General features: G+C 67.0%; 19 protein-coding genes. 6 read left to right on the top strand and 13 right to left on the bottom strand.

Annotated elements, in window-relative coordinates; all coding sequences use genetic code 11:
* Positions 1–336: 336 nt before the first annotated feature.
* The gene (gene rng / locus AC6CR5_RS29425) at positions 337–1,800 is read left to right on the top strand and encodes a ribonuclease G (RefSeq protein WP_026384722.1); all 1,464 of its coding nucleotides are present in this window, start codon (positions 337–339) and stop codon (positions 1,798–1,800) included.
* 333 nt (positions 1,801–2,133) lie between these two features.
* A complete protein-coding gene (locus AC6CR5_RS29420) occupies positions 2,134–2,835 on the top strand; it encodes a DUF3053 domain-containing protein (protein WP_006384024.1) in 702 nt (233 codons plus the stop codon).
* 90 nt (positions 2,836–2,925) lie between these two features.
* Here AC6CR5_RS29420 and AC6CR5_RS29415 read toward each other — a convergent pair whose 3' ends face one another.
* The 4 genes from AC6CR5_RS29415 to msbA all read right to left on the bottom strand — a co-directional run bounded on the left by AC6CR5_RS29415 (position 2,926) and on the right by msbA (position 8,682).
* Entirely contained in the window at positions 2,926–4,398 is a 1,473-nt protein-coding gene (locus AC6CR5_RS29415; RefSeq protein WP_020924391.1) for a sensor domain-containing diguanylate cyclase, read from the bottom strand.
* 267 nt (positions 4,399–4,665) lie between these two features.
* On the bottom strand, positions 4,666–4,791 hold the full coding sequence (locus AC6CR5_RS29410) for a hypothetical protein (protein ID WP_020924392.1): 126 nt from the start codon (positions 4,789–4,791) through the stop codon (positions 4,666–4,668).
* 247 nt (positions 4,792–5,038) lie between these two features.
* Entirely contained in the window at positions 5,039–6,856 is a 1,818-nt protein-coding gene (locus tag AC6CR5_RS29405) for a monovalent cation:proton antiporter-2 (CPA2) family protein (protein ID WP_054500050.1), read from the bottom strand.
* Between the two features lie 50 nt (positions 6,857–6,906).
* Complete coding sequence (msbA, locus tag AC6CR5_RS29400) at positions 6,907–8,682, bottom strand: lipid A export permease/ATP-binding protein MsbA (RefSeq protein WP_047993493.1); 1,776 nt, start codon at positions 8,680–8,682, stop codon at positions 6,907–6,909.
* Positions 8,683–8,790: 108 nt separating this feature from the next.
* On the opposite strand from msbA, the gene AC6CR5_RS29395 reads away from it, so the two are divergent.
* Genes AC6CR5_RS29395 through AC6CR5_RS29385 form a run of 3 tightly spaced genes read left to right on the top strand, consistent with a single transcriptional unit; the run spans position 8,791 to position 10,817 of the window.
* Positions 8,791–9,762 (top strand): glycosyltransferase family 9 protein, encoded by a 972-nt coding sequence (locus tag AC6CR5_RS29395; protein WP_269879121.1) that lies wholly within the window; start codon positions 8,791–8,793, stop codon positions 9,760–9,762.
* 15 nt (positions 9,763–9,777) lie between these two features.
* Complete coding sequence (locus tag AC6CR5_RS29390) at positions 9,778–10,542, top strand: YdcF family protein (protein WP_498085136.1); 765 nt, start codon at positions 9,778–9,780, stop codon at positions 10,540–10,542.
* Positions 10,543–10,544: 2 nt separating this feature from the next.
* On the top strand, positions 10,545–10,817 hold the full coding sequence (locus AC6CR5_RS29385; protein WP_035199663.1) for a YkgJ family cysteine cluster protein: 273 nt from the start codon (positions 10,545–10,547) through the stop codon (positions 10,815–10,817).
* Between the two features lie 50 nt (positions 10,818–10,867).
* On the opposite strand, the gene AC6CR5_RS29380 is transcribed toward AC6CR5_RS29385, so the two are convergent.
* From AC6CR5_RS29380 to dnaE, 7 genes are read right to left on the bottom strand one after another with little or no spacing between them, the layout of a single operon-like run.
* On the bottom strand, positions 10,868–12,016 hold the full coding sequence (locus AC6CR5_RS29380; RefSeq protein ID WP_047993494.1) for a glycosyltransferase family 4 protein: 1,149 nt from the start codon (positions 12,014–12,016) through the stop codon (positions 10,868–10,870).
* The gene (locus AC6CR5_RS29375) at positions 11,991–12,716 is read right to left on the bottom strand and encodes a polysaccharide deacetylase family protein (RefSeq protein ID WP_006384034.1); all 726 of its coding nucleotides are present in this window, start codon (positions 12,714–12,716) and stop codon (positions 11,991–11,993) included. The genes AC6CR5_RS29380 and AC6CR5_RS29375 overlap by 26 nt, the downstream gene beginning before the upstream one ends.
* Positions 12,717–12,733: 17 nt before the next feature.
* Positions 12,734–13,849 carry a glycosyltransferase family 4 protein gene (locus tag AC6CR5_RS29370; RefSeq protein ID WP_026382734.1) on the bottom strand — a complete coding sequence of 372 codons (1,116 nt, stop codon included), beginning with the start codon at positions 13,847–13,849 and terminating at the stop codon, positions 12,734–12,736.
* On the bottom strand, positions 13,846–14,601 hold the full coding sequence (locus tag AC6CR5_RS29365; protein ID WP_006384036.1) for a glycosyltransferase family 2 protein: 756 nt from the start codon (positions 14,599–14,601) through the stop codon (positions 13,846–13,848). The genes AC6CR5_RS29370 and AC6CR5_RS29365 overlap by 4 nt, the downstream gene beginning before the upstream one ends.
* Positions 14,598–15,446 carry a polysaccharide deacetylase family protein gene (locus AC6CR5_RS29360; RefSeq protein WP_006384037.1) on the bottom strand — a complete coding sequence of 283 codons (849 nt, stop codon included), beginning with the start codon at positions 15,444–15,446 and terminating at the stop codon, positions 14,598–14,600. The genes AC6CR5_RS29365 and AC6CR5_RS29360 overlap by 4 nt, the downstream gene beginning before the upstream one ends.
* Positions 15,443–16,534 (bottom strand): glycosyltransferase family 4 protein, encoded by a 1,092-nt coding sequence (locus tag AC6CR5_RS29355; protein ID WP_006384038.1) that lies wholly within the window; start codon positions 16,532–16,534, stop codon positions 15,443–15,445. Before AC6CR5_RS29355 ends, AC6CR5_RS29360 begins: the two co-directional genes overlap by 4 nt.
* Entirely contained in the window at positions 16,534–20,025 is a 3,492-nt protein-coding gene (gene dnaE / locus AC6CR5_RS29350) for a DNA polymerase III subunit alpha (protein WP_006384039.1), read from the bottom strand. The genes AC6CR5_RS29355 and dnaE overlap by 1 nt, the downstream gene beginning before the upstream one ends.
* Before the next feature lie 129 nt (positions 20,026–20,154).
* Between dnaE and lpxO the strand changes: the two genes are divergently transcribed.
* Positions 20,155–21,054: a lipid A hydroxylase LpxO gene (gene lpxO / locus AC6CR5_RS29345; RefSeq protein ID WP_020924404.1), complete on the top strand. Its 900-nt coding sequence runs from the start codon at positions 20,155–20,157 to the stop codon at positions 21,052–21,054.
* 71 nt (positions 21,055–21,125) lie between these two features.
* On the opposite strand, the gene AC6CR5_RS29340 is transcribed toward lpxO, so the two are convergent.
* Positions 21,126–22,421, bottom strand: coding sequence for an ABC transporter ATP-binding protein (locus AC6CR5_RS29340; protein ID WP_006384041.1), 1,296 nt, complete (start codon positions 22,419–22,421; stop codon positions 21,126–21,128).
* An 8-nt stretch (positions 22,422–22,429) separates the two neighbouring features.
* Positions 22,430–24,163 (bottom strand): ABC transporter permease, encoded by a 1,734-nt coding sequence (locus AC6CR5_RS29335; RefSeq protein WP_006384042.1) that lies wholly within the window; start codon positions 24,161–24,163, stop codon positions 22,430–22,432.
* Between the last annotated feature and the right edge of the window lie 109 nt (positions 24,164–24,272).

The following is a 24,272-nucleotide window of genomic DNA, read 5'->3' as shown; positions in this document are numbered from 1 at the left end:
TTTTCGACTGTCACACGCCGGACGCAAAAAGACTGATGAATTTTGCAGGACGTCGGAACGCAAGCCGCCCGCGGGCCTTCCGTCCCCTGCTCGCGCACTTGTCCAACGCCTCGTCTCTCTATATAGATAGCGTTGTGTGCCCGCGTGCCGATGGCGCAGTCTTCCCTATCTACATAGATATAGGGCGCCTCCCTCGCCCCCCCTATCCATATGGATAGGCGATCTCGCCAGCCGGGCGCCGCGCCGCTTGCCCGGCGCGCCGGTACGTTTACTATTCGCCTTGCGCCGCACTGCCCTTAACTTGGAGAAGATGCCCCCATGCCCCCCACCATCGCGTTGAGCGAAGATATCCTGATCAACGTCACGCCTTTCGAGACCCGCGTCGCGCTGGTCGAGCAAGGGTCGGTGCAGGAGCTGCACGTGGAACGCAGCATCCAGCGCGGGCACGTCGGCAATATCTACCTGGGACGCGTGGTCCGGGTGCTGCCGGGCATGCAGAGCGCCTTCATCGACATCGGCCTGGAGCGGGCCGCCTTCATCCACATCGCGGACCTGCGCGAGAACCGGGGCGAGCGCAGCCAGGGCCTGACGCCGACGCCCATCGAAAAACTGCTGTTCGAGGGGCAGACCATCATGGTCCAGGTGGTCAAGGATCCCCTGGGCACCAAGGGCGCCCGCCTGTCGACGCAGATCAGCATGGCCGGCCGCATGCTGGTATACCTGCCGCACGATCCGCACATCGGCATTTCGCAGAAGATCGACTCGGAGTCCGAGCGCATCCAACTGCGCGAGCGGCTGCAGGCGTTGATGCCTAGCGAGGAAAAAGGCGGCTTCATCGTGCGCACCCAGGCCGAAGGCGCCAATGACGAGGAACTGGCGGCCGACCTGGAATACCTGCGCAAGCTCTGGACCAGTGTGCAGGCCGCGGCCCGGACCCAACCGGCGCCGGCGCTGCTGCACCAGGACCTGACACTGGCGCAGAGAGTGCTGCGCGACATGGTGGGGCCGTCGACGGGCGCCATCCTGGTCGACTCGCGCACCACCACCGCGGCGATGCTGGAATGGGCCCGCGTCTATACGCCTTCCGTGGTCGATCGCATCCAGCATTACAGCGGAGAGCGCCCCCTGTTCGATACGGCCAATGTCGACGAGGAGATTGCGCGGGCCCTGTCGCGCCGCGTCGACCTGAAGTCGGGCGGCTACCTGATCATCGACCAGACCGAGGCGTTAACCACGGTCGACGTCAATACCGGCGGCTTCGTCGGCGGCCGCAACTTCGACGACACCATCTTCAAGACCAATCTGGAAGCCGCGCAGGCCATTGCCCGTCAATTGCGGCTGCGCAACCTGGGCGGCATCGTGATCCTGGACTTCATCGACATGGAGGAACAGGAGCACCGCGAGACCGTGCTGGCCGAACTGAAGAAGGCGCTGGCGCGCGACCGCACCCGCATGACGGTCAATGGCTTTACGCAGCTGGGCCTGGTGGAGATGACACGCAAGCGCACCCGTGATTCGCTGGCGCACCAGCTATGCGAGCCCTGCCCCATGTGCGAGTCGCGCGGCAACGTGCGCACGCCGCGCACGGTCTGCTACGAGATCCTGCGCGAGATCCTGCGCGAGGCGCGCCAGTTCAATCCCAAGGAATTCCGCATCCTGGCGTCGCAGGACGTGGTGGACCTGTTCCTGGAAGAGGAAAGCCAGCACCTGGCGATGCTGGGCGACTTCGTGGGCAAGCGGGTGTCGCTGGAAGTCGAGAGCACGTATTCGCAGGAAAAGTACGACATCATCCTAGTTTGAAGCCCGCAGCCTTGCCGGCCCATGGCCGGTACTCCATGATCTGTGATGCCGGAAAGCCGCGACAGCGGCTTTCTTCTTTCATGGCGACCTTACTCCATCGTGACCATCCTTCATGGCGGCCGTATTCCGGCATGCCTATGCCCGCTCGCGCGTACCAGCTGCCATGCAAATTTTCACGTCAATGTGTGTGAATTTTGTATCTTGGCACTTCGATTGAAATGAAGTTTGAAACCAATGGCGACGAAGGCCATGACCCGATAAGCTCGCCCCCGGCTGGCCACCCCGGTTTTAAAAGGGGCGCGCCATTTCCCATGTTTTCCGGAGAATCACGTAATGAAATCCCTATTCCGTCCTTTCGTGCTGCTGGCCCTGGCGTTGCCGCTGGCGCTGACCGCTTGCGGCAACAAGGAGCCCGAGCAACGCGCGGCGTTCACGCAGTTCCTGCAGACCCGCATCGTCGACAAGCCGGGCGTGCGCGTGCCGCAGCTGACGGAAGAAGAGAAGAAGTCCTTCGGCGACTACGCCGCGCAGTATGCGGTGATCACCGATTTCAATGCCGGCATGGACGCTTCGGTCAAGCCGATGGGCAGCCTGATGCAGAAGGGCGCCGTGCGTTCGCTGAACGACGTGGTGGCTCGGCGCGACGACATCAAGACGGTGCAGACCGCGCTCAAGGACATGGGCGAGGCCCTGACCAAGGAGCAGGCCAAGGCGGACGCGGCGCGCGCGCAACTGAAGCAGCCCGACGACCTGAAGGCGGTGTATGACAAGGCCTACGCCAAGACGGTGACGGTGCCGGCCGACACCTTCCGCGAAGTGTTGCCGCAAATCAGCGGCACGCTGGACAGCAGCCTCAAGGTGGCGGAATACGTCGAAACGCACAAGGCGCAGATCGACCTGACGGGCCCGGCGCCGCGGGTGCAGGACCCGGCCGTGCTGGCCGAGCTGAACAAGCTGCTGCAGGAATTGACCGCCCAGGCGCAGAAGGTGCAACAGGCGCAAACCCGCCTGCAGGCCGTCATGCTCGGCCGCTGAGCGCCTCGCTGGCATCTCGACGGGACGGCCCTTGCAACGGCCGTCCCGTTTTTCTTGGCGTCCGCGACGGCGGCGACAGGCTGACGCCGGTCATCGGCCGGCAGCCACGACGCAGTTGCGGCCGGCCTCCTTGGCGCGGTAGACGGCCGCATCGGCGGCTTCAACCAGGGCGGCGACTTCGTCGCCTGGCCGGGGCACCGCGGTGGCCACGCCGATGCTGACGGTGACAATGCCGCCTTCGTTGTCTTCGTGCTGCGCGTGCAGGCCAACCACGGCCTGGCGTATACGTTCGGCGATGTCGATCGCATGCTCGAGCGGGGTATTGGGCAACAGTGCCACGAACTCCTCGCCTCCGTAGCGCGCCGCCAGGTCGCGAGGGCGCCGCGCCTTGCCGCGCACGGTCAGCGCCAGTATCTTGAGCAGCTCGTCGCCCTCCTGGTGACCATAGCGGTCGTTGTAGAGCTTGAAGCGGTCGGCGTCGAGAAACAACAGTGACAAGGGTTCGCCGTCGCGGCCCGCGCTGGCCCATTCGCGCGCCAGTGCTTCATCGAAGGTGCGGCGGTTGGCAATACCTGTCAGGCCATCGGTCTGGGCCTCTTTTTCAAGCCTGTTCTCCACTTCCAGGCGCAACCGCGTCTCGCGCCGGTACAGCACGACCTGCGCCACCACCGAGGCGAACAGCGCCAGGGTGATGGGGATGACCAGCATCGCCCGTCGTTCCCATGGCGCCAGGACTTCGTCGACCGCCATCGCGACGTCGATGACCAGCGGCGTGCCGGGTACGCTGTCGAAGGTATAAAGGCGCTCGACGCCATCCGGCGCCAGCGCGCCGACGAACACGCCTTCGCGGCGGATCAGGAATTGCTGGAAGTCCAGTTCCTGGCCGATGTCGGCGTCCAGGTCCGCGGAGGAATAAGGGGTGCGCGCGAGCACCGCGCCATCGTTGCGGAAGATGGTGATGGAATCGCGCGGGCCGATCGACACCCCGGCGAAGCGCTCGCGGAAATAGGCCAGGCGCAGCGACCCGGTGACCACGCCGGCGAAGCTGCCGTCGGGCGCGGCAAGCCGGCGGCTGATGCCGATGCTCTCGTCACCGCCGCGCAAGCGGCTGAGGTACGGGCGGCTGACATACATGCCGGCGTCGGGCCTGTCGCGATGGACCTGGAAGAAGTCGCGATCGGCGAAATTGGCGATGGGAGGATCGAGGCTCTGTGAGTCGTAGCGGACGTTTCCGTCGCGGTCCAGGATGAGGATGGTGCCAAGGTACTCGGCGCTGGCGGCGCGGTCGAACAGGAAGCGATGCAGGGTGCCGCGTGGCAGCTCTTCGATACCCGGCTCTTGCAGGCGTTCAATGACGCCTTGCAGCGACAGGTCATAGACGCGAATGGTGCGGCTGATATCGGCCGACAGCACTTCCGTCAGGTTGCCGGCGGCGACGTAGGCGAGGTTCCAGGTGATGCGCCGGTCCGTCCAGAGCAACGCGATCGAGGCGGCGCAAATGCCGATGGCGATCAACCCCGCGAGGGCGTACAGGCTGCGATGTAGAAACCCATGGGACTTCAATACGGCGCTCCTTCGCGATCGCGGCGGGGTGTCATGCCTTTTACGGGTCATGATGCCGCAAGCGCGGGCGACCAGGCAAGATGGCACCCGTTCACAGCCAGGAACGGCGTCGGCGGATCCGCGCCAGGGCGTACCGATCGATATCGAAAGCCGTATCGGCATGGCGCCGACCGGGCATCTTGCCTGGCGGCGCCAGGCCGGCAAGCGCCGCGTGGCGATGGCAGCCAGCCACGCGCCCCCCCACGGCCGCGCGGCCGGGCCAGCGCGTCAGGACAGCGTGGCGGCGATCCGGAAGGGGAAGGCCTTGGCGCCGCGCGCCTTGTCGGTTTCGCGATGGGCGCTGATGGCCCAGGCGGGGCCGGCCCCGCCCGCCGACAGGACGAGTTGGCGCATGGCGCCCGCGGAAAACCCGCAACGCAGGGTCGTGGCTTGACGGCGTGCAAGCTCAAGCGCGACCGCTTGCGGGGTCGTGGAAATCCGATCCGATTGCAGCATGGCAGCCCCCTGGCAGAAACGCTCCGGAAGTGGAGCGCGCTTGAAGCTAAATCTACCTCAGCCGATCGGACTTGCGCGTGAAATGATGCGTAAAGTAATGCAAAGAGGCTGTAATACGCGATACGGGTCGCTTGTCATACGGCGGTCATGCCGGCGCGCCAGGCTCCGCATGCCCGGCCGGCGCCACGGTTTCACGGTCCGGCTGGTCGTTCCTGCCATCCGCCGGGCCGGTCATGTTGCCGTACAGCAGCGAGCGCCCGGCGAACAGGCCGCCGGCCACCTCCAGCTCGAAACGGTCGGTGTCCCGCTTGCGCACGTCCGCCACCACGTCGGCGGCTTCGTCCGGCGGCACGCCGATGGCGCGCAGCGCGGCTTCGCCGAAAACCAGGGCCGATTCCAGGGTCTCGCGCACCTGGTAGTCGACCCCTTCCCTGGCCAGCGCCAGGGAATGGATGCGGTCATAGGCCCGCACCACCAGTTGCACCAGGGGGAATTCCGATTTGATCAGCTTGACCATGTGGTTGACTGACTGCGGATTGTCGATACAGATCAGGATGGCCTTGGCGGTTTCGGCGCCGGCCGTGCGCAGCATGTCGATGCGGGTACCGTCCCCGTAATACACCTTGACGCCCCATTTGGCGGCCGCGCGGATGGCATCGGTGTCGATATCCAGGATCGAGACCTTCATGTCGCGCGCCAGCATTGCCTGCGTCACGATCTGGCCGAACCGGCCGAAACCCACGATCAATGCGCAACCTTCCAGGTCCCGGGCCACGTCCACCCCTTCCATCGAGGGGACGGGTTTGGGCAGCAGCCAGCGCAGCGCCAGTACGCACAAGGGCGTCAAGGCCATGGAAATGATGACCACGGCGATCAGCACGGCGGCCAGGTGCGCATCGAAGATGCCCGCGGCCGCGGCGGCGCCGTAGAGCACGAAGGCGAATTCGCCCCCTTGGGCCAACAACGCCGCGCGGGTCACGGCCTCGGCATGGCTGGCGCGCAACAGCCGGGCGACCAGGTAGACGCCCACCGATTTGACCAGCATGAAGACCAGCACGCCCGCCAGGATCAACTGCCATTCACGCGCCACCGCGGCCAGGTCCAGCGACATGCCGACGCCCAGGAAGAACAGGCCCAGGAGGATGCCGCGGAACGGCTCGACCTCGGCCTCCAGCTGATGGCGGAAGGTGGACTCGGACAGCAGCACGCCGGCCAGGAAGGCGCCCATGGCCATCGACAGGCCGCCCAATTCCATAAGCAGCGCCGCGCCCAGCACCACCAGCAGCGCGGCGGCGGTCATCACTTCGCGGGCATGCGCGGCCGCCAGCAGGCGGAACAGAGGATTGAGCAACCAGCGCCCGGCCGCCAGCAGCGCCAAGACGCAACCGATGGCGATGGCCGCCTGCAGCCAGGGATCGCCATGCTCGGTGGTGCCTGCCGGCGCCAGCAACGCCACCAGGGCCAACAGGGGCACGATGGCGAGGTCTTCGAGCAGCAGGATGGAAACGATGCGCTGGCCCTGGGCGCTGGCGGTCTCGTCGCGCTCGGCCAGTATCTGCATGACGATGGCGGTGGACGACAGCACGAAACCCATCGCCGCCATGAAGGCCGCCGGCCCCGACAATCCGGCCAACAGGCCGACCGCCGTCAACAGCGCGCCACAGGCCACCACCTGGGCCACGCCCAGGCCGAAGATTTCCCCGCGCAGCTTCCATAGCCGCGACGGCTGCATTTCCAGGCCGATGATGAACAGAAACATCACCACGCCGAGTTCGGCCACATGCAGGATGGAACGGGGATCGGAGAACCAGCCGATGCCGAACGGGCCGATGGCCAGGCCGGCGGCCAGGTAACCCAGGACGGAACCGAGTCCCAGGCGCTTGAACAAGGGGACCGCCACCACCGCCGCGCCCAGCAGGACGACGACGTTGACCAGCTGGTTGCCTTCTGCGGGCAGGGACATGGGCGGCTCCTGGGTGGCCTGGCGCGGCGCCCCGGGCGCCGCGCACGCGATCAGTCTTCGCGGAACTGCATGTTGTAGAGCGAGGCGTACAGGCCGTCGGCGGCCAGCAGCTCGGCGTGGGCGCCCTGCTCGACGATCTTGCCGGCGTCCAGCACGATGATGCGGTCGGCGTTCTGCACCGTGGACAGGCGGTGCGCGATGACCAGCGTCGTGCGCCCCTTCATCAGGCGCTCGAGCGAGGCCTGCACCTGACGTTCGGACTCGTTGTCGAGCGCGGAGGTGGCCTCGTCGAGGATCAGGATCGGCGCGTTCTTGATCAGGGCGCGGGCGATCGCCAGGCGTTGGCGCTGGCCGCCGGACAGGCGGGCGGCGTTTTCGCCCACCGGCGTGTTGATGCCCTGCGGCAGGCCTTCGACGAAATCGAGCAGGTTGGCGGCGGCCAGCGCGTCACGCACCTGCTGCTCGCTGGCTTCGCCCAGGGCGCCGTAGCCGACGTTGGCGGCGATGGTGTCGTCGAACAGCACCACGTCCTGGCTGACCAGCGACAGGTGGGAACGCAGGCTGCGCAGCTTAAGGTCGTTGATCGGCACGTCGTCGACGTAGATGGCGCCGCTGTCGGCCAGCACGAAGCGCGGCAGCATGTTGACCAGCGTGGTCTTGCCGCTGCCGGAGCGTCCCACCAGCGCCACGGTCTGGCCGGGTTCGACCACGAAGGACACATCATTGATGGTGTCGCGGTCGGCGTCGGCGAAGCGGTGGGTGACGTTGCGGAACTCGACCTTGCCGCGCACGGGCTCGGGCAGTTCGCGCGTGCCGGTGTCGCTTTCGGGCACCTGGTCGATCAGGGTGAACACGCTTTCGGCCGACACCAGCATCTTCTGCATGCGGGCGGCCAGGTTGGTCAGGCGCTTGATGGGGTCGAATATCTGGGCCAGCGCGGCCATGAAGGAGGCGAAGCTGCCGACCGTGAGCGAGCCGTTGTTGGCCTGGCCCAGGGCGACGGCGATGACCGCGCCCACCGAGATCGAGATGCACACCTGCGTCAGGGGCGTCAGGGCGGCGTCGGCGGTGGCGGTGCGCATGGCGAAGCGGCGCAGGCGGCTGCTGACGAAATCGAAGCGGCCGCGTTCGACCTCGTAGCCGTCGAACAGCTTGATGACGCGCTGGCCGTCGATGCCCTCGCTGACCACCCGGGTCAGCTCGGCGTTCATGTTGACGGTGTCGCGGTTGATGCGGCGCAGGCGCTTGATGAAGGTGCGCGCGATCAGCACCGAGACGGGCAGCATGATCAGGATGATCAGGGTCAGCACCCACGAGGTGTACAGCAGCACGCAGATCAGGGCGATGACCACCAGGGTTTCTCGCACCAGCACCGTGATGACGTCGGTGGCGTAGCCGGTGACGTTGCCCGCGTCGATGGTGAATCGATTCAGCAGGCGGCCGGTGTCGCCGCGCTTGAAATCGGCGTCGGGCAGGCCCAGCAGGCGTTCGAACATGTCGCGCCGCATGCCCAGCAGAACGTTGTTGGCGACCCAGGCCAGCAGATAGTCGCTGAAGAAGTTGCAGACGCCGCGCAAGAAGATCAACCCGACCACCGCCAGCGGCAGCGCCCAGACATAGTACGGTTTGGCGCCCGAGAAGCCGTCGTCCAGCAGGGGCTGCATAATGACGGCCAGCGTGGGCTGCGTGGCGGCGGCGCCGGCCATCAGCAGGGTCGCCAGCACCAGCCCCTTCCAGTAGGAACCGACCCGGCTATAGATTCGGCTCCAGAGTTCAGCTTTGACAGGCTGGGAGCCTGCGGGCGCGTTGCGTGCGGCAGAATTCAATGGAATCACTCGCTTTTATACAATTGTGCCCCGGATTGTACTGGCTACGCGTTGCCGCGCGGGGCCGGGCGTCCCCCTTTCAGTTCCTATCGCGCGGTGCGCCTGTCCATGTCCGAAATCAGTTGCCTCTACGTCCGCCTGCCCAATTGGGTGGGCGATGTCTGCATGAGCCTGCCCAGCCTGCGGGCCTTGCAGGCCGCCGGCCTGCCCCTGGTTATCTGTGCCCGCCCCTGGGCGCGGGACCTGTTGGACGGGATCGACAAACGGGAGTTCCTGCCGATGCTGGGAAAAGTGGGGCCGGATAGAGCCACGGTCAGCGCCCATCGCCGCGCCCTGGGCGCCGAGGGGCGGCGCGCCCGCGGCCTGTTGTTGCCGGATTCGCTGTCCAGCGCGCTGGTGTTCCGGCTGGCGGGAGTGCCATCGGCGGGCTATCGCGACGACGGCCGCAGCTTCCTGTTGCGCTGGCCGGTAGCCAAGCCGGACGCCGCCCTGCACGCGGTGCAGTCCTGGCATCACCTGACACGCGAAGCGCTGGCCCGCTGGGGTCTGCCCACCGGCCCCGCCGACCCGGCTCCCACACTCGACCTGCCCCTGACGCCAACGCACCAGGGCGCCGCCGACCTGGCCCTGGAGGCGGCGGGCCTGGCCGGGCAGCGCTTCGTCCTGATCGCGCCCACGGCCACCGGGCTGCACAAGGGAAAGATCAAGGTGTGGCCAGGATTCGATACACTTACCCGCGCCTTGCAGGCACGGGGCCATACCGTGATAATGTGCCCCCCTCCGGCGGAAACCGACGAAGCCCGGCGCAATGCCCCGAGCGCGCAGTTGCTGCCTCCCTTGTCCCTGGGCGCGTTCGCCGCGTTGACGACCAAAGCAGCGTTGGTGGTCTGCAACGATTCCGGCGTTTCGCACGTCGCCGCGGCGGCCGGCGCGCGGGAACTCACGCTATTCGGCGTCACCCGCCCCGGCCGGACCGGACCGTGGTCGCCCCGGGCGGTGTGCATCGGTTCGGAAACGGCGTGGCCATCCGCCGAGGCGGTGCAACAGCAGGCCAACGCCATGCTGGACGATGCGCGGTAAACAGTTTGTCTTGAAATGACCATGTCGAGCTACCTCACGAATCTGATCATTCCCTACAACCTGTGCCTGGCCCTGGTGGTGGTCGGCCTGGTGCTGGGCCTGTTCCGGCTGCGCAAGACCGGCGGCGCCCTGATCCTCGCCGGCCTGCTGTGGGCGCTGGCGTGGTCGCTTCCGGTGACCTCGCTCTGGCTCGGCGGCGCGCTGGAAAACCGCTATCCGCACCTGCCGCCCGCCGAGTCTCCCACCGCCGACGCCATCGTGGTGCTGGGCGGCAATACCGCCAATGGCCGCGCCAATTGGTTCCTGCCCTACGACAAGGACACCGCCGTGGTGCGCGTCGACACCGCGGCCCAGCTCTACCTGGCGGGCCGGGCGCCCAAGGTGGTGCTGTCGGGCGGCGCGCTGGAAGGCGACGTGAGCGAGGCGCGCGGCATGGCCCACGCCATCCGCCAACAGGGCGTGCCGGAATCGGCCCTGATCCTGGAAAACGCCAGCCGCACCACTTACGAGAATGCGGCCCTGACCGAAGACCAGCTCAAGACCCGCGGCATCGGCAAGGTGCTGCTGGTCACGTCCGCCCTGCACATGCCGCGCGCCATGGCGGCGTTCTCCAAGCAGGGCGTGATCGCCATCGCCGCGCCCGCGCCCCCGCAGATCGTGGCGCCCGCCGATGGTTCGCTGAACCCGTGGCTGCCCGACCAGCGCACGTTCGACGCCAGCCGCTCCATCATCAAGGAATACGCCGGCCTGTTCGTCTACTGGCTGCGCGGGTGGGTCTGAAGATGCCGGCCTCGCTGGCGTGCCGGCCGGGGTGCGGCGCCTGTTGCATCGCGCCGTCGATCACGCGGCCGATTCCCGGCATGCCCGACGGCAAGCCGGCAGGCGTGCCCTGTATCCAGCTGCTGCCGGACATGCGTTGCGCCCTCTTCGGCCAGCCCGAGCGTCCGGCTTTCTGCGGCGGGCTGCAGGCCCAGCCCGAAATGTGCGGATCCGAGCGCGAATATGCGATCCGCTGGCTGGGGGAACTGGAACGGGCCACGGCGCCGACGCGTTGAAAGCGAAAACGGGACCTTGCGGTCCCTTTTTTTTTGCCTGCGGCCACGTCTCAGCCGCGCTCGGCCAGCACCCCGTGGTAGAGGTCTTCGTAGCGCGACGCCACGGTCTCCCAGCTCTGGTCGCGCGCGATCGCCAGGCCGCGCTCGGATAGCGCCGCGCGCAGTTCGGGTTCGTCGCCCAGGCGCTGCAGGGCCTGCGCCAGCTGCGCGCCATCGCGCGGATCCTGCAGGATGAGGGCATCCTTGCCGGCCGACAGGTATTGCGCGAATCCGCAGTAGGCGGGGGAACTGACCACGACCGGCAAGCCATGCGACATGGCTTCCAGCGGCGCCATGGCGTAGCTGTCGTTGAGCGTCGGATGGGCGTAGATGTCGGCCGCGGCAAAGTACCTGGCGACATCGGGCGTGGGATCGACCAGCGTGACGCGATTGGCCACCGCGCCGGCCGCGCGCACCCGGTCGCGGGTCGCGGCGTCGGCTCCCACCACCAGCAGGCGGTACGGCGCGGGCAGCAGCGCCAGCGCGTCCAGCAGCGCGGGCAGCCCCTTGCGCAGCGGGTTGCGAGCCACCAGCAGGCAACCGATGGTGTCCGCCTCCCAGCCCAGCGAGGCGCGCGTGGCGGCGCGCGAGTCCGCCGCTTCTGGCGCGGGCAGCTTGACGCCGGGCGCGATGATCTCGACCGGCAGCTGCGGACCGTAGCTGCGGTGCAACTGGTCCATGATCAGGCCGGACACCGCCACCACCCGACGGGCGGGCGCGCGGCGCACCCGGAATTTCTCGAGCAACAGATACGTGGCCAGCCGCGGGCTGAGCCAGGCGAGTACACGCTTGAGCGGCTTGGCCCGGGTCAGGCGGTTGTAGCGTACTGGCGTGACGTGCATGACCTGGATTTCGCCGGCCCAGCCGTTCATGTGCGAATGGACGATGTCGTAGCGGCCACGGGTCAGGCGATCGGCCTTCCAGGCGAAATACAGCACCCGCATCCAGCTGGGCAGCCAGCCGGGAAAGCGCACCGGGTGGAAGGGAAACGGCAGATCGCTGTCGAAGTCGCGCGCCACCACGGAAATATCGTGGCGCTGGCCCAGCACGCGCATGAGTTCGACGCCGTAGGCCTCGGCGCCGCCGAAGCGGTTGCCGAAGCGGTCGACCAGCAGTGCGATGCGCAGCCGCCGCTCAGCGGCGCCCGCGGGTGTCTTCATAGCGCGTCAGGCATTTCTGCAGGAAACGGAAGATGCCGGTCGAACGCGACACGGTCACTCGCGGCAGGCCGAAGGGATCGTCGCTGGCGCGCGCCAGGCCGCGCTTGGTCAACGTGGCGTTGTCGTAGCCCGCCTCGCGCGCCATGACCAGGTGTTCCGGGCCATGGTCGCCGTAGGGATAGCAGAAGGCGGTGACCGGCGCGCCGAGAGCCTGCTCCAGCACGTCCTTGGACTCGACCATCTGGCGGCGCGCCTCTTCGGGCGTCATTTCGGGCAGGTGGACGTGATCCAGGGTGTGCGAGCCGACCTCGTGGCCGGAGGCGGCCCACTGGCGCATCTCGTCGACGGTCATCAGGGGCGAAAAGGGAATGCCGATCTTGGCGTCCCAGACATTGCCGCCATCGAACTGGTTGGCCACCAGGTAGTTGGTGGCCGTGAAGCCGAGCTTGTCCAGCACCGGCATCGCATTCTGGACCACGTTGCGGTAGCCGTCGTCGAAGGTCAGGCCGAATACCTTGCCGTGGCGCTCGCCGCGCACGTACGGCATGATGTCGCGCATCGACAGGCCGCGATAACCCAGGAAGCGCATCCAGCGCATCTGGCGCGCGAAATCGTCCGGGTGCACCGTCAGGCCGCGAAACGGCGTGCCCTTGGGATTGGGCTCGCCGATCTGGTGGTACATGAGAATTGGGATAGACATAGCGCGGATTATAAGGCTCAGTGTCCGCCCAACGTACGCTGGTAGACGTCCACCGTGGCTTGCGCGAAACGCGCCAGGTTGAAGTCGCGCACCGCGGTTTCGCGGGCGTTCGCGCCCATGGCGCGGACCTGGCCGGGATCGTCCAGCATGATGCGCAGGCGCGCCGTCATGGCGGCCACGTCGCGCACCGGCACGATCCAGCCATCGACGCCGTCATTCACGTTCTCGGGCAGGCCGCCGACGTTGGTGACCAGGGCAGGCAGGCCCAGGCCCATGATCTCGCGGCAGGCGAACGACAACGCCTCGCGGTACGACAGCACGAAACCGGCGTCGCACGCGGCCAGGGCCGCCCGCACGTCGTCGAGCAGGCCGGGAAAACGCAGCTGATCGGTCATGCCCAATTCGCGCACCCGCTCCAGCTTGGCTTCGGACGGCGGATCGCCGGCCACGAGCAGCAGCACCCGCTCCTTGTCGCCCGGCGGCAAGGCCGCCACCGCGGCCACCAGGTCGAGCCAGCCCTTGTCGTAGTCGGTGCCGCCGGCGCTGCCCAGCAGCAGCTTGCCGCGCCATTGCGGGCCGAAAAAGAGTTCGCGCAGCTTGTCGACGCTCTCGGGCGCCGGCGGCGCGAAGAACTGAGTGTCGATGCCGTGGCGGATGGTGGTGATGGGACGCTTGCGGTACGGCGAATCGGACAGCAGGCCGTGGATGTAGTCGCTGACCGCGATGCTGTGGTCGGTGGCCAGCGCCACCCGCAGCTTGTGGCCGAAACTGGTGAGCGGATGGTCGTTGTGCTTGGTGAACACGATGCGCGGGCGGCGCGCCATCGCCAGCGTGGCCAGCATCACCTGCTTGTGATCGGCCGAGCCGTTGGCATGGATGATGTCGAAGCCGCCGTCCTTGATCAGGCGGCGCAGCCGCGCGCGGTCCTTGAACCAGGACGAGGGCCGCGTGGTGTAGCGCATGTCCGCGACCGTGACGCCGGGGATCGCCTTGGCGTAGCGGTACAGGCGGCTGCTGGCGGGCGCGGCGACCGTGATCTGGTGCTCGGCGGCCAGGGCGCGGCACAGGTTGATGATGTAGGTGACGTGTCCACCGCCGTTGCCGGCGTGGAAATTGGTGTAGAGAATCTTCACTTGTTCTTCTCGGCCAGGAACATCAGCTTCGAGTAACGGAAGAAACTGCCCGCCGCCGCGGTCACCGCCAGCACCAGGCCGTGGCGGCCGTCGAGGAAGCCGCGCCGGATCAGGTAGATGCGCACGAAAGTCCAGAAGCTGTGGCCCAGCGCGCCGAACACGGAAGTGCGGCGCCCCTTGGCGTACATCATGGCGGCGGCGTCCGACGAGTAGCGGTTGATCTTGGTGACCAGCGCGTCCAGGTTGTCGTACGGGTAATGATGGAAGTAGCCCTTGAGCTGCAGCGGCGGCTGGCCATTGGCCGGCACCACGCGCTCGTGCACGGCGGCGTCATTGAAGCGCGCGGCGCCGCGCTTGAACAGGCGCAGCACGTAGTCGGGCCACCAGCCGCTGTGGCGGATGTCGCGGCCGCAGAAATTCGACAGGCGGGCGATCTCGTAGGTGTCGGCGCGCGGCGCGGCCAGGGTGTCCTGGATCTCGCGCGCCAACTCCGGCGTGACACGCTCGTCGGCGTCGATCGACAACACCCAGTCACCGGTGGCCAGGTCCAGCGCGCGGTTCTTCTGCGGACCGAAGCCGGGCCAGTCGGAGGTCACTTCGACCCGCGCCCCCAGGGCCCTGGCCAGCTCCACCGTGCCGTCGGTGCTGCCCGAATCCACGACGATGAACTCGTCGGCGAAAGCAACCGACTTGAGGCATTCGGCGATGTTGGCCGCCTCGTTCTTGGTGATGACTATGACTGATAACTTCATCCGCGATTCCTAAGACGCTTTTTCCAGGCTTTCCAGGCGTGATAGCGCGGCCCCCAGAAGGGATCGCGCGACAGCCAGAGACGCCGGTTCAACCAGGTACCGCCCTGGTTGCGCACCGCGAAACGGTAAATGTGGCCGGGGTCGGCGCCAGGCGTGTTCTGGCCGAAAGGGTCGGTAGTGTACAAGTGCCGAAAGCCCGCCTGCCTGGCGGCCGCCACGTAGTCGGCGTCGAAATAGCCCTGCGGCCAGCAAAGATGATCACTGGCCTGCCCCAGGCGCTGGATCAGCGTCTCGCGCGAATCGGACAGTTCCCGCGCGATATGGGCCCGCTTGGCCTCGGTGTCGGCGCCGCAGACCTTGTCCCAGCGCGTGTGGGTGTGGGTATGCGAATGAAACTCGAAAGTGCCGGCGGCGCGCATCGCCTCGATTTCGCTCCAACGCAGCATGGCCTCGTCGCCGCGCCCGGCCGCGATCAGCTTCTTGCAGGCGTCGTGGTCGGGCGTGGCGGGCAACGGCAGGCCCTGCCCCGCGTGCGGGCGCGCCGGCCCGTCGCCGATCCAGCCGGTAATGGTGAACAGCACGGCGCGCATGCCGTGGCGCGCCAGCACCGGATGGGCATGGACCCAGTTGTTAAGATAGCCGTCGTCGAAGGTGATCAGCACCGACCGCTCGGGCGCCGGCGCGCCGGCCAGGTAGGCGGCGAACTGGTCGGTCGACAGCGACTGGTAGCCGGCCCGCGCCAGGCGCGCGATCTGCGCCTCGAAAACCTCGGGGGTGGCGGCGATCATGCCGCCGGCCGGCGTGACGTGGTGATACATCAACACCGGGACGTTGGGCGCGTTCATCCGCGCCGCTCCGCCAGCCAGCGGGTGTAGACGGCTTCGGTGGTTTCGGCCAGTCGGGCGGGCGAGAACACGCCTTCTTCCCAGACCATCTTGCGGCCCGCCTCGCCCATGCGGTGGCGCAGCGCGGCGTCATCGACCAGTCTTTCGAGCGCGGCGGTCAGCGCGGCCGGGTCCTTCGGCGGCACCAGGATGCCGGTTTCGCCGTCGCGGAACATCTCGGAAACCCCGCCGACATCGGTGCCGATGACCGGCAGGCCGCTGGCCTGGGCCTCGACGTAGACGGTGCCGGACGCTTCCTGCTGGGTCGCCAGCGCGAACAGATCACAGCCGGCCAGCAGGTTGGGCACGTCGCGCCGCATCCCCATCAGGTGGATGCGATCGGCCAGGCCGCGTTCGGCCACGTAGGCCTGGGTCTGCTCGAACACCGGCGATCCCCCGCCCACGAATACCAGGTGCAGCTTGGGACGGGCGGCCATCAGCGGCGCGATGGCGTCGATCAGGTCCTTGTGGCCCTTGGTGGCGCGCATCACGGCCACACAGCCGACCACCACGTCATCGGCCGCCAGGCCGAGTTCCTCGCGCAGCGTGGAATGCTCGACCGGCGGCGGCAACACGATGGGCGAATAAACCGTGGCGACGTGGTCGGCCGGCACGCCGCGTTCGATCAGATGCTCGCGCACGTGGTCGCTGACGGTGGTGACGCGGTGCGGCAGGCGCGTGTATGACCACAACGAACCGACCTTGTTGGACAAGTGGCGGGTGCGGACGATCAGCGGCGTGCCCGCCAGCCGGCCGGCCGCCGCGGCGATCACCGTATCGCGCCGGCTGTGGGTATTGAGCACGTCGAAACGCCCTTCGCGCAGGATGCGGCGGATGGCGATGACGCCCTTGACGTAATTGACGGGACCGTCCATTTCCAGCGTGTGCACCGTGAATCCGGCATCCGACAGGCGCTCGGCCAGCAGGGCGGTGGGCTGACAGATGGCTTCGAGGTGATGGCCACGCGCGCGCATGGCGTTCATTTCCTTGAAGATCCGGCCTTCCTGGCCACCGAAACTGGTGGCGGCTTCCGAATGGACGATACGCATCAGTAGGTGACCTCCACGCCGTTGGGCTTGGTCCAGGCATTCAGGTTTTCGAGCAGGGTATCGGCCATGCGGACCCGCCATTCCTCGCCCAGCCGCACCGTGCACAGGAAATTGTTCTTGGTGTAGACGATGTCCACCGGCACGCCGGGGATGCCGTTCTCGGGCTCGGCGCGGAACGGGTTGAGCATCTGGCGCAGGCGCGCGGCGTCGGCGCCGCCGTTGAGCTTGACGCGCAGCGACTTGGCGCGCGCCTCGCGCGCCAGCTGCAGGTCGTAGAGCTGCTCGGCGACGATGCGCATGCCGCCCGAGTAGTCGTCGTTGCTGACCTTGCCCTGGACGATGACCAGTTGGTCTTCGCGCAGGCGGTTGCGGTGCTTTTCGTAGAGCTCGTTGAAGACCGAGATCTCGACCTGCGCGGTGCCGTCGTCCAGCACCGCGAACACCATCTTGCCGCGACGGGTCATCATGACGCGCACGCTGGCCAGCACCCCGCACATCCATTGCAGGTCGCGCTGCGGCTCGACCCGCGCCAGCTGCATCGGCACGATCTGGCGCACTTCGTCGCGCCAGGCGTCGAACAGGTGGCCGCTGTAGTAGTAGCCCAGCGCCGATTTTTCCTCGGTCAGCTTCTTGTGCAGGTCCCACGGCGCGACCTTGGCCAGTTCGCCGGCCACCACGTCGCTGCTGTCGTCGCCGAACAGCGAGGACTGGTTGGCGCTGCGCGCGGCCTGCTCGGCCGCTTCCATGGCGGTGGGCACCGAGGCCAGCATGGCGGCGCGATTGGGTTCGATGGTGTCGAACGCGCCGGCCTTGATCAGGGCCTCGATGGTGCGACGGTTGACCGCGTGCTTGCTGACGCGGCGGCAGAAGTCGAACAGGTTCTGGAACGGACCGCCTTCCTTGCGCGCGCGCAGGATGTCCTCGACCGCGCCCTGCCCCGTGCCCTTGACCGCCCCCAGGCCGTAGCGCATGGTGCGCGGCGGCTTGCCCTTTTCGGTGTGCTTGTCAGCCACGGGTTCGAAGCGGTAGCCCGAGAAATTGACGTCGGGGGGCAGCACCTCGACGCCGTTGTCCTGGGCGTCGCGGCAGAAGATCTGGACCTTGTCCGTGTCGTCCATGTCGGAGGACATGGTGGCGGCCAGGAACTCGGTCGGGTGGTAGGCCTTGAGCCAGGCGGTCTGGTAGGAGATCAGCGCGTACGCGGCCGAGTGCGACTTGTTGAAGCCGTAGCCCGCGAACTTCTCCATCAGGTCGAACAGCTTGACCGCGAGGTCGGGGTCGTGGCCCTTTTCCTTGGCGCCCTTCTCGAACAGTTCGCGGTGCTTGGCCATTTCCTCGGGCTTTTTCTTGCCCATGGCGCGGCGCAGCAGGTCGGCGCCGCCCAGCGAGTAGCCGCCGATGATCTGCGAGATCAGCATCACCTGTTCCTGGTAGACGATGACCCCGTAGGTGCTCTTGAGCGTGCTCTCCAGATCGTTGTGGAAGTAGTCCACCGCGGCGCGGCCGTGCTTGCGGTTGACGAAGTCGTCCACCATGCCCGATTCCAGCGGCCCCGGACGGTACAGGGCCAGCATGGCGATGATGTCTTCGAAGGTGTTGGGCCGCAGCTTCTTGAGCAGCTCCTTCATGCCGCGCGATTCCAGCTGGAACACCGCGGTGGTGTTGGCGTCGCACAGGATCTTGTAGGCGGCCGGATCGTCGAGGCTGAGCGCCATGACGTCGAAGTCGCGCTTGTCCTCGTTGAACTGGCGCACGTAGCGCACGGCCCAGTCCAGGATGGTCAGGTTGCGCAGGCCCAGGAAGTCGAACTTGACCAGGCCGGCGGCTTCGACGTCGTCCTTGTCGAACTGCGACACCGCGCTGTTCTCCTGCCCCGGCTGGCAATACAGCGGGCAGAAGTCGGTGAGCTTGCCGGGCGCGATCAGCACGCCGCCGGCGTGCATGCCGATGTTGCGCGTCAGGCCTTCGAGCGGCTTGGCCAGGTCGACCAGCGCGCGCACCTCCTCTTCCTGCTCGTAGCGGTCCTTGAAGGCCGGTTCGTCCTTCAGGGTGCGCTCGAGCGTCCAGGGGTCCATCGGGTTGAACGGGATCAGCTTGGACAGGCCGTCGCAGAACATGTAGGGCATGTCCAGCACCCGGCCGGCGTCGCGCACCACGGCCTTGGCGCCCAGCGTGCCGAAGGTGGCGATCTGGCTCACGGCGGCGCGGCCGTATTTTTCTTTGACGTAGTCGATGACGCGTTCGCGGTTGTCCTGGCAGAAGTCGATATCGAAGTCGGGCATCGAGACCCGCTCGGGATTCAGGAAGCGCTCGAACAGCAAGTCGTAGCGGATCGGATCCAGGTCGGTGATGCCGAGCGCGTACGCCACCAGCGAACCGGCGCCCGAACCCCGGCCCGGGCCGACCGGCACGCCGTTGTTCTTGCCCCAGTTGATGAAGTCCTGCACGATCAGGAAGTAACCCGGGAAGCCCATCTGGATGATGGTCTTGCATTCCCAGCGCAGGCGTTCGTAGTACTGCTCGCGCTTGGACGCGCGCTCGGCTTCATCCGGGAACAGGAAGGCCATGCGCTTTTCCAGGCCCTCTTCGGACAGCTGCACCAGGTAGTCGTCCAGCGACACACCGTCGGGCGTGGGGAAGTTGGGCAGGCGCGGCTTGCCCAGCACCAGGCTGAGGTTGCAGCGCTTGGCGATCTCGACCGTATTGGCCAGCGCCGAGGGCACGTCCGCAAAGCGACGCGCCATTTCCTCGGAACTGAGCAGGTACTGTTCCTTGCTGAAGCGGCGCACGCGGCGCGGGTTGGCCAGGATCTCGCCTTCGGCGATGCAGACACGGGCCTCGTGCGCCTGGAATTCGTATTCGTCCAGGAACTGCACCGGGTGCGTGGCCACCACCGGCAGGCCGGCCTCGGCCGCCAGGCGCATGGCGGCCTGGGTGTAGGCCTCGTCGCCGTCCATGCCGGCGCGTTGCAGCTCGATGTAGTAGCTGCCCGGGAACATATGCGCCCACTGGCGCGCCAAGGCCAGCGCCGACACCGCGTTGCCGGCGTCCAGCGCCTGGCCGACGTCGCCGCCGCGGCCACCCGACAGCACGATCAGGCCGTCCTGGCCCTGCAGCCATTCACGGCGGATCTCGGCCCGGCCCTTGCCCTGGTTGGTGAGGAACGCGCGCGACAGCAGTTCGCACAGGTTCAGGTAGCCCTGGTGGTTGCGCACCAGCAGCAACACGCGAAACGGCTTGGCGGGATCGTCGTCGTTGCTCAGCCAGACGTCACAGCCGGCGATGGGCTTGATGCCCGCGCCGCGCGCGCCCTTGTAGAACTTGATCAGGCCGAACAGGTTCGACAGATCGGTCAGCGCGACAGCCGGCTGGCCCAGCTTGGCGACACGCTTGATGAGGTCGGGAATGCGCACGATGCCATCCACTACCGAGAACTCGGAATGGACGCGCAGGTGGACAAAAGGGGACGGAGTTGTTACGGCTTCGGACATAGGAGGAATTGTACCTAGTCGGAGGGCCTAAAACCGCCCTGCGGACGATTCCTCCACGGCCTGTTCGGCGACGCTGTGTAACAATAGGCGATTGCACCTGACTCACCCGCCGCAGGACGAGATTTACGTATGAAATGGCTGATACCCGGGATCTGGCTTGCCGCCATCCTGTTCGCGCACTTCCGTGGCCGCGTCAAGCTGCCGCTGGGCCGGCAACTGCTGGATCACTCGGTGCTGCTGGCGCCGGTCAACGCCTTCATGGTGCTGACCTCGCGCGTGCCGTCCACCCCTTACCTGACCACCAGCGAGATCGCCGAACTCAAGGTGCTGGACGACAACTGGGAAACGATCCGCGACGAAGCCCTGCAGATGGCCGAGCTGCGCCGCATCAAGGCGGCCGACAGCCACAACGACATCGGCTTCAATTCCTTCTTCAAGTACGGCTGGAAGCGCTTCTACCTGAAGTGGTATGACGCCCGCCACCCCTCGGCCGAGGAACTGTGCCCCAAGACGGTGGCCATCCTGAAGACGCTGCCCAAGGTCAAGGCGGCGATGTTCGCCGAGCTGCCGCCGGGCGGCAAGCTCAACGCCCACCGCGACCCGTTCGCCGGCTCGCTGCGCTACCACCTGGGGCTGACCACGCCCAACGACGACCGCTGCCACATCATCGTCGACGGCGAATCCTACAGCTGGCGCGACGGCGAAAGTGTGGTGTTCGACGAGACCTACGTGCACGAGGCCTACAACCACACCGACCAGAACCGCATCATCCTGTTCTGCGACGTCGAGCGGCCGCTCAAGTGGGGCTGGGCCGAGGCCTTCAACCGCTGGTTCGGCCGCGTGGTGATGTCGGCGGCCAGCTCGCCCAACGACGGCGGCGACCAGACCGGCGCCATCAACAAGCTGACCCATGCGCACTGGGTCATCGACCAGAAGCGCAAGGCCTTCAAGGCCTGGAACCGCAACGTCTACAAGGCCACCAAGTACGGCCTGATCATCCTGGTGATCGCGGGCTTCATCGCCCTGTGATCGGGCCGACCGCGCGGATCGCGCGGTCATCACGCCACCACGGCGGGCCGTCCGGCCCGCCGCTCCCCACCCTAACCCGCGGCGCGCTCCGGCAAGCTCAACAGGCCGGTGTGGTAGTCGTAGCCATAGATCTCGCCATAGCGGCCCCACTCCACCGCGATCTTCAGCACGCGCTCGGCTTCGTCGGGTTTGAGGAATTCCTCCAGCGAATCCAGGAAATTCCTTTCCGGCAGCTCGCCGGCGGGTTCCTGTTCCAGGCTGTGGCGGATATGCGCGGCCAGCGGCACGTGGGCCAGCAGTTGGCGGCCGAAGATGGCCTGCTTCTGGTCCTGGTCGGCCTGCACGTAGCGCTGGCCCAGCGGCGTCAGGTAGATGTCGCCCTTGTCGATCTGGGCCAGCCCGAACAAGCCCAGCGCTTCGCAGGCCGGCAGCAGGTCGTCGTCGGAGATCTCGGCTTCCTCGGCCAGCTTGGGCAGGTCGGCGCGGCCATTGAACGGCGCCTCGGCCAGCACGTCCAGCACACCTTCCATGCGCTCGACCTCGGTATGCGGAAAGCGGTAGCCCAGGCCCTGCTGGCGCGGCGTCGGCATGTCGTGGGCCGGGCGCTGCGTCATCAGCGCGTAGACCTCGTCGATCAGTGCACGCACCTGCGGCGAATCGGCATTGCGCGGCCGCGGCAGGCCGATCTGCACCTGGCTGCGGATGCGGCCGGGGTCGCTGGAGAACACGATGATGCGGTCGGCCATCATGACCGCTTCCTCGATGTTGTGGGACACGATCAGGATGCCCTTGGTCGAGATGCGGCTCTCGTCCCATAGTTCGAGCATGTCGTCGCGCAGCGTTTCGCCGGTCAGCACGTCCAGGGCCGAGAAGGCCTCGTCCATCAGCAGCACGTCGGGATTCATGACCAGGGCGCGGGCGATGCCCACGCGCTGGCGCATGCCGCCGGACAGCTCGCGCGGCAAGGCCCCGCCGAAGCCGCCCAGCCCCATCAGGTCCAGCACCGCGTCGGCGCGCCTGGCGCGCTCGGCCGGCGCCACGCCCTGGGCTTCCAGCCCCAGCTCGACGTTCTGCTGCGCGGTCAGCCACGGGAACAGCGCGAACGATTGGAACACCATGGCGATGCCTGCCGCGGGGCCGTACACCGGCTGGCCGCGGTAGGTGACGGTGCCCTGGTCGGCGTTGACCAGCCCCGCCATGATGCGCAGCAGGGTCGACTTGCCCGAACCGGACTTGCCCAGCAGGGCCACGATCTCGCCTTCGCGCAGCGTGAAGTCCACGTGTTCCAGCACGTGCCGGGCAGTGCCATCCGCGGCGCGGAACGATTTGCCGACATCGTGCAGTTCAATCAGGAAATTGGAAGGCATGGAGACTCCTACCGGCCGCGGTCTTCGGCCAGCAAATACAGTTTGCGCCAGAAAAACCGGTTCAGCAGCATGACGAAAATGCTCATGACGCCAATGCCGAGCGCGATGCGGTGGAAATCGCCCTGCTCGGTCATCTGCTTGATGTAACTGCCCAGGCCGTCGGCCACCAGCGAGGTATTGCCCCAGGACACGTACTCGGCCACGATGCTGGCGTTCCAGGAGCCGCCGCTGGCGGTGATGGCGCCGGTGATGAAACTGGGAAACACCGCCGGCAGGTAGACCCGGCGCCACAGCAGCCAGCCCTTCAGGCCCAGGTTGCCGGCCGCCAGGCGCAATTCATTGGGAATGGTCGAGGCGCCCGCCACCACGTTGAACAGGATGTACCACTGGGTGCCGAAGATGATCAGCGGGCTGAGCCAGATGTTCGGATTGAGCTTGAACGCCACCATCACAAACACCACGGCCGGAAACAGCAGGTTGACCGGGAACGCCGCCAGGAACTGCGCCACCGCCTGCACCCGTTGCGAATACCGGGGCCGCAGGCCGATCCAGACCGCGATCGGCACCCAGATCAGCGACGCAAGTCCGATCAGCACCATCACCCGCGCCAGGGTGATGCCGCCCAGGCCGACCACGTGCAGCACCTCGCCCCAGCCCACTTCCTGGTGCACGAACACGACCAGCTTGTAGGTCGCCAGCAGCGCGGCCGCGGCCAGCAGCGAATCCCAGATGCGGGTCCAGCGCGGGTCCGGCGCCTTGGCGCGGGCGCGGATCGAGGTGCCGTCGTAGGGCACGCTGAACCAGCCCAGCGCGCGCCGCATCCGCGCCCAGAACATGTTCGACAGGGCCTGCATCCAGCGGCTGCGGCGGGTCCAGTCCAGCAACCAGGACTGTTGCGCCACGTCGGCCTGCGATTCCTCGAAGCGGAACTTGTCGGCCCAAGCCAGCAGCGGGCGGAAGAACAACTGGTCGTAGAGCAGGATGCCGGCCATCATGGCGCCGATGGCCCAGGCGATGGCGCGGCCGTTTTCGGCGTCGATGGCCACCGCGATGTACGAGCCGATGCCGGGCAGCTTGATGTCCTGCCCGGCCACCGAGATGGCCTCGGCCGCCACCAGGAAGAACCAGCCGCCGGACATGGACATCATCATGTTCCACAACAGGCCCGGGGTGGCGTACGGCAGCTCCAGGCGCCAGAAACGCTGCCAGCCGGACAGCCGGAACACCCGCGCGGCCTCGTTCAGCTCGGCCGGCACGGTGCGCATCGACTGGTACAGGCTGAACGCCATGTTCCAGGCCTGCGAGGTGAAGATGGCGAAGATCGCCGCGCACTCCACGCCCAGCAGGTTGCCGGGAAACAGCGCGATGAAGGGCGCGATGGCGATGGCCTGGAAACCCAGGATGGGCACCGATTGCAGGATGTCCAGCATCGGGATCATGGCTTTTTCGGCGGTGCGGAACTTGGCCGCGATGGCCGCGAAAACGAAGCTGAACAGCAGCGAAAAGGCCAGCGCCGTGAACATCCGCAGGATGGTGCGCAGCAGGTAGTACGGCAGGTAGATCGGATCCAGCGAGATCGGCAGTTCTTCGCCGACGGCGAAGGGGCGGCTCATCTGCGAGGCGCCATAGGCCATGGCGGCCAGCACCCCCAGCACCAGGGGCAGGAGCGCCCAGTCCCAGCGATTGGGCGAGGAGCGGGACGACGCGGACGGGCGCGTCCGGGTGCTGAAGAGCTCGAACATGTCGGCAATGCTCCAGGGAGCGGGGGTGAAGGCCCGCGCATTGAAGCATAACCAGATGACGCGTCACTGAACAGAAAACGACTGAAATCTGGCGGTAATACGGGACGGC

The sequence above is a fragment of the Achromobacter sp. EG18 genome (assembly GCF_059759395.1).
This window is presented reverse-complemented; position numbering and strand designations above follow the sequence as displayed.

Excerpts from the sequence above, each read along its gene's own strand:
- lpxO (WP_020924404.1), top strand. The coding sequence starts at position 20,155 with ATGAAATGGCTGATACCCGGGATCTGGCTTGCCGCCATCCTGTTCGCG.
- AC6CR5_RS29355 (WP_006384038.1), bottom strand. The coding sequence starts at position 16,534 with ATGCGTATCGTCCATTCGGAAGCCGCCACCAGTTTCGGTGGCCAGGAA.
- AC6CR5_RS29410 (WP_020924392.1), bottom strand. The coding sequence starts at position 4,791 with ATGCGCCAACTCGTCCTGTCGGCGGGCGGGGCCGGCCCCGCCTGGGCC.
- AC6CR5_RS29365 (WP_006384036.1), bottom strand. The coding sequence starts at position 14,601 with ATGAAGTTATCAGTCATAGTCATCACCAAGAACGAGGCGGCCAACATC.
- AC6CR5_RS29375 (WP_006384034.1), bottom strand. The coding sequence starts at position 12,716 with ATGTCTATCCCAATTCTCATGTACCACCAGATCGGCGAGCCCAATCCC.
- AC6CR5_RS29360 (WP_006384037.1), bottom strand. The coding sequence starts at position 15,446 with ATGAACGCGCCCAACGTCCCGGTGTTGATGTATCACCACGTCACGCCG.
- AC6CR5_RS29405 (WP_054500050.1), bottom strand. The coding sequence starts at position 6,856 with ATGTCCCTGCCCGCAGAAGGCAACCAGCTGGTCAACGTCGTCGTCCTG.
- AC6CR5_RS29340 (WP_006384041.1), bottom strand. The coding sequence starts at position 22,421 with ATGCCTTCCAATTTCCTGATTGAACTGCACGATGTCGGCAAATCGTTC.
- dnaE (WP_006384039.1), bottom strand. The coding sequence starts at position 20,025 with ATGTCCGAAGCCGTAACAACTCCGTCCCCTTTTGTCCACCTGCGCGTC.
- AC6CR5_RS29420 (WP_006384024.1), top strand. The coding sequence starts at position 2,134 with ATGAAATCCCTATTCCGTCCTTTCGTGCTGCTGGCCCTGGCGTTGCCG.
- AC6CR5_RS29390 (WP_498085136.1), top strand. The coding sequence starts at position 9,778 with ATGACCATGTCGAGCTACCTCACGAATCTGATCATTCCCTACAACCTG.
- AC6CR5_RS29380 (WP_047993494.1), bottom strand. The coding sequence starts at position 12,016 with ATGAAGACACCCGCGGGCGCCGCTGAGCGGCGGCTGCGCATCGCACTG.
- AC6CR5_RS29335 (WP_006384042.1), bottom strand. The coding sequence starts at position 24,163 with ATGTTCGAGCTCTTCAGCACCCGGACGCGCCCGTCCGCGTCGTCCCGC.
- AC6CR5_RS29385 (WP_035199663.1), top strand. The coding sequence starts at position 10,545 with ATGCCGGCCTCGCTGGCGTGCCGGCCGGGGTGCGGCGCCTGTTGCATC.
- AC6CR5_RS29395 (WP_269879121.1), top strand. The coding sequence starts at position 8,791 with ATGTCCGAAATCAGTTGCCTCTACGTCCGCCTGCCCAATTGGGTGGGC.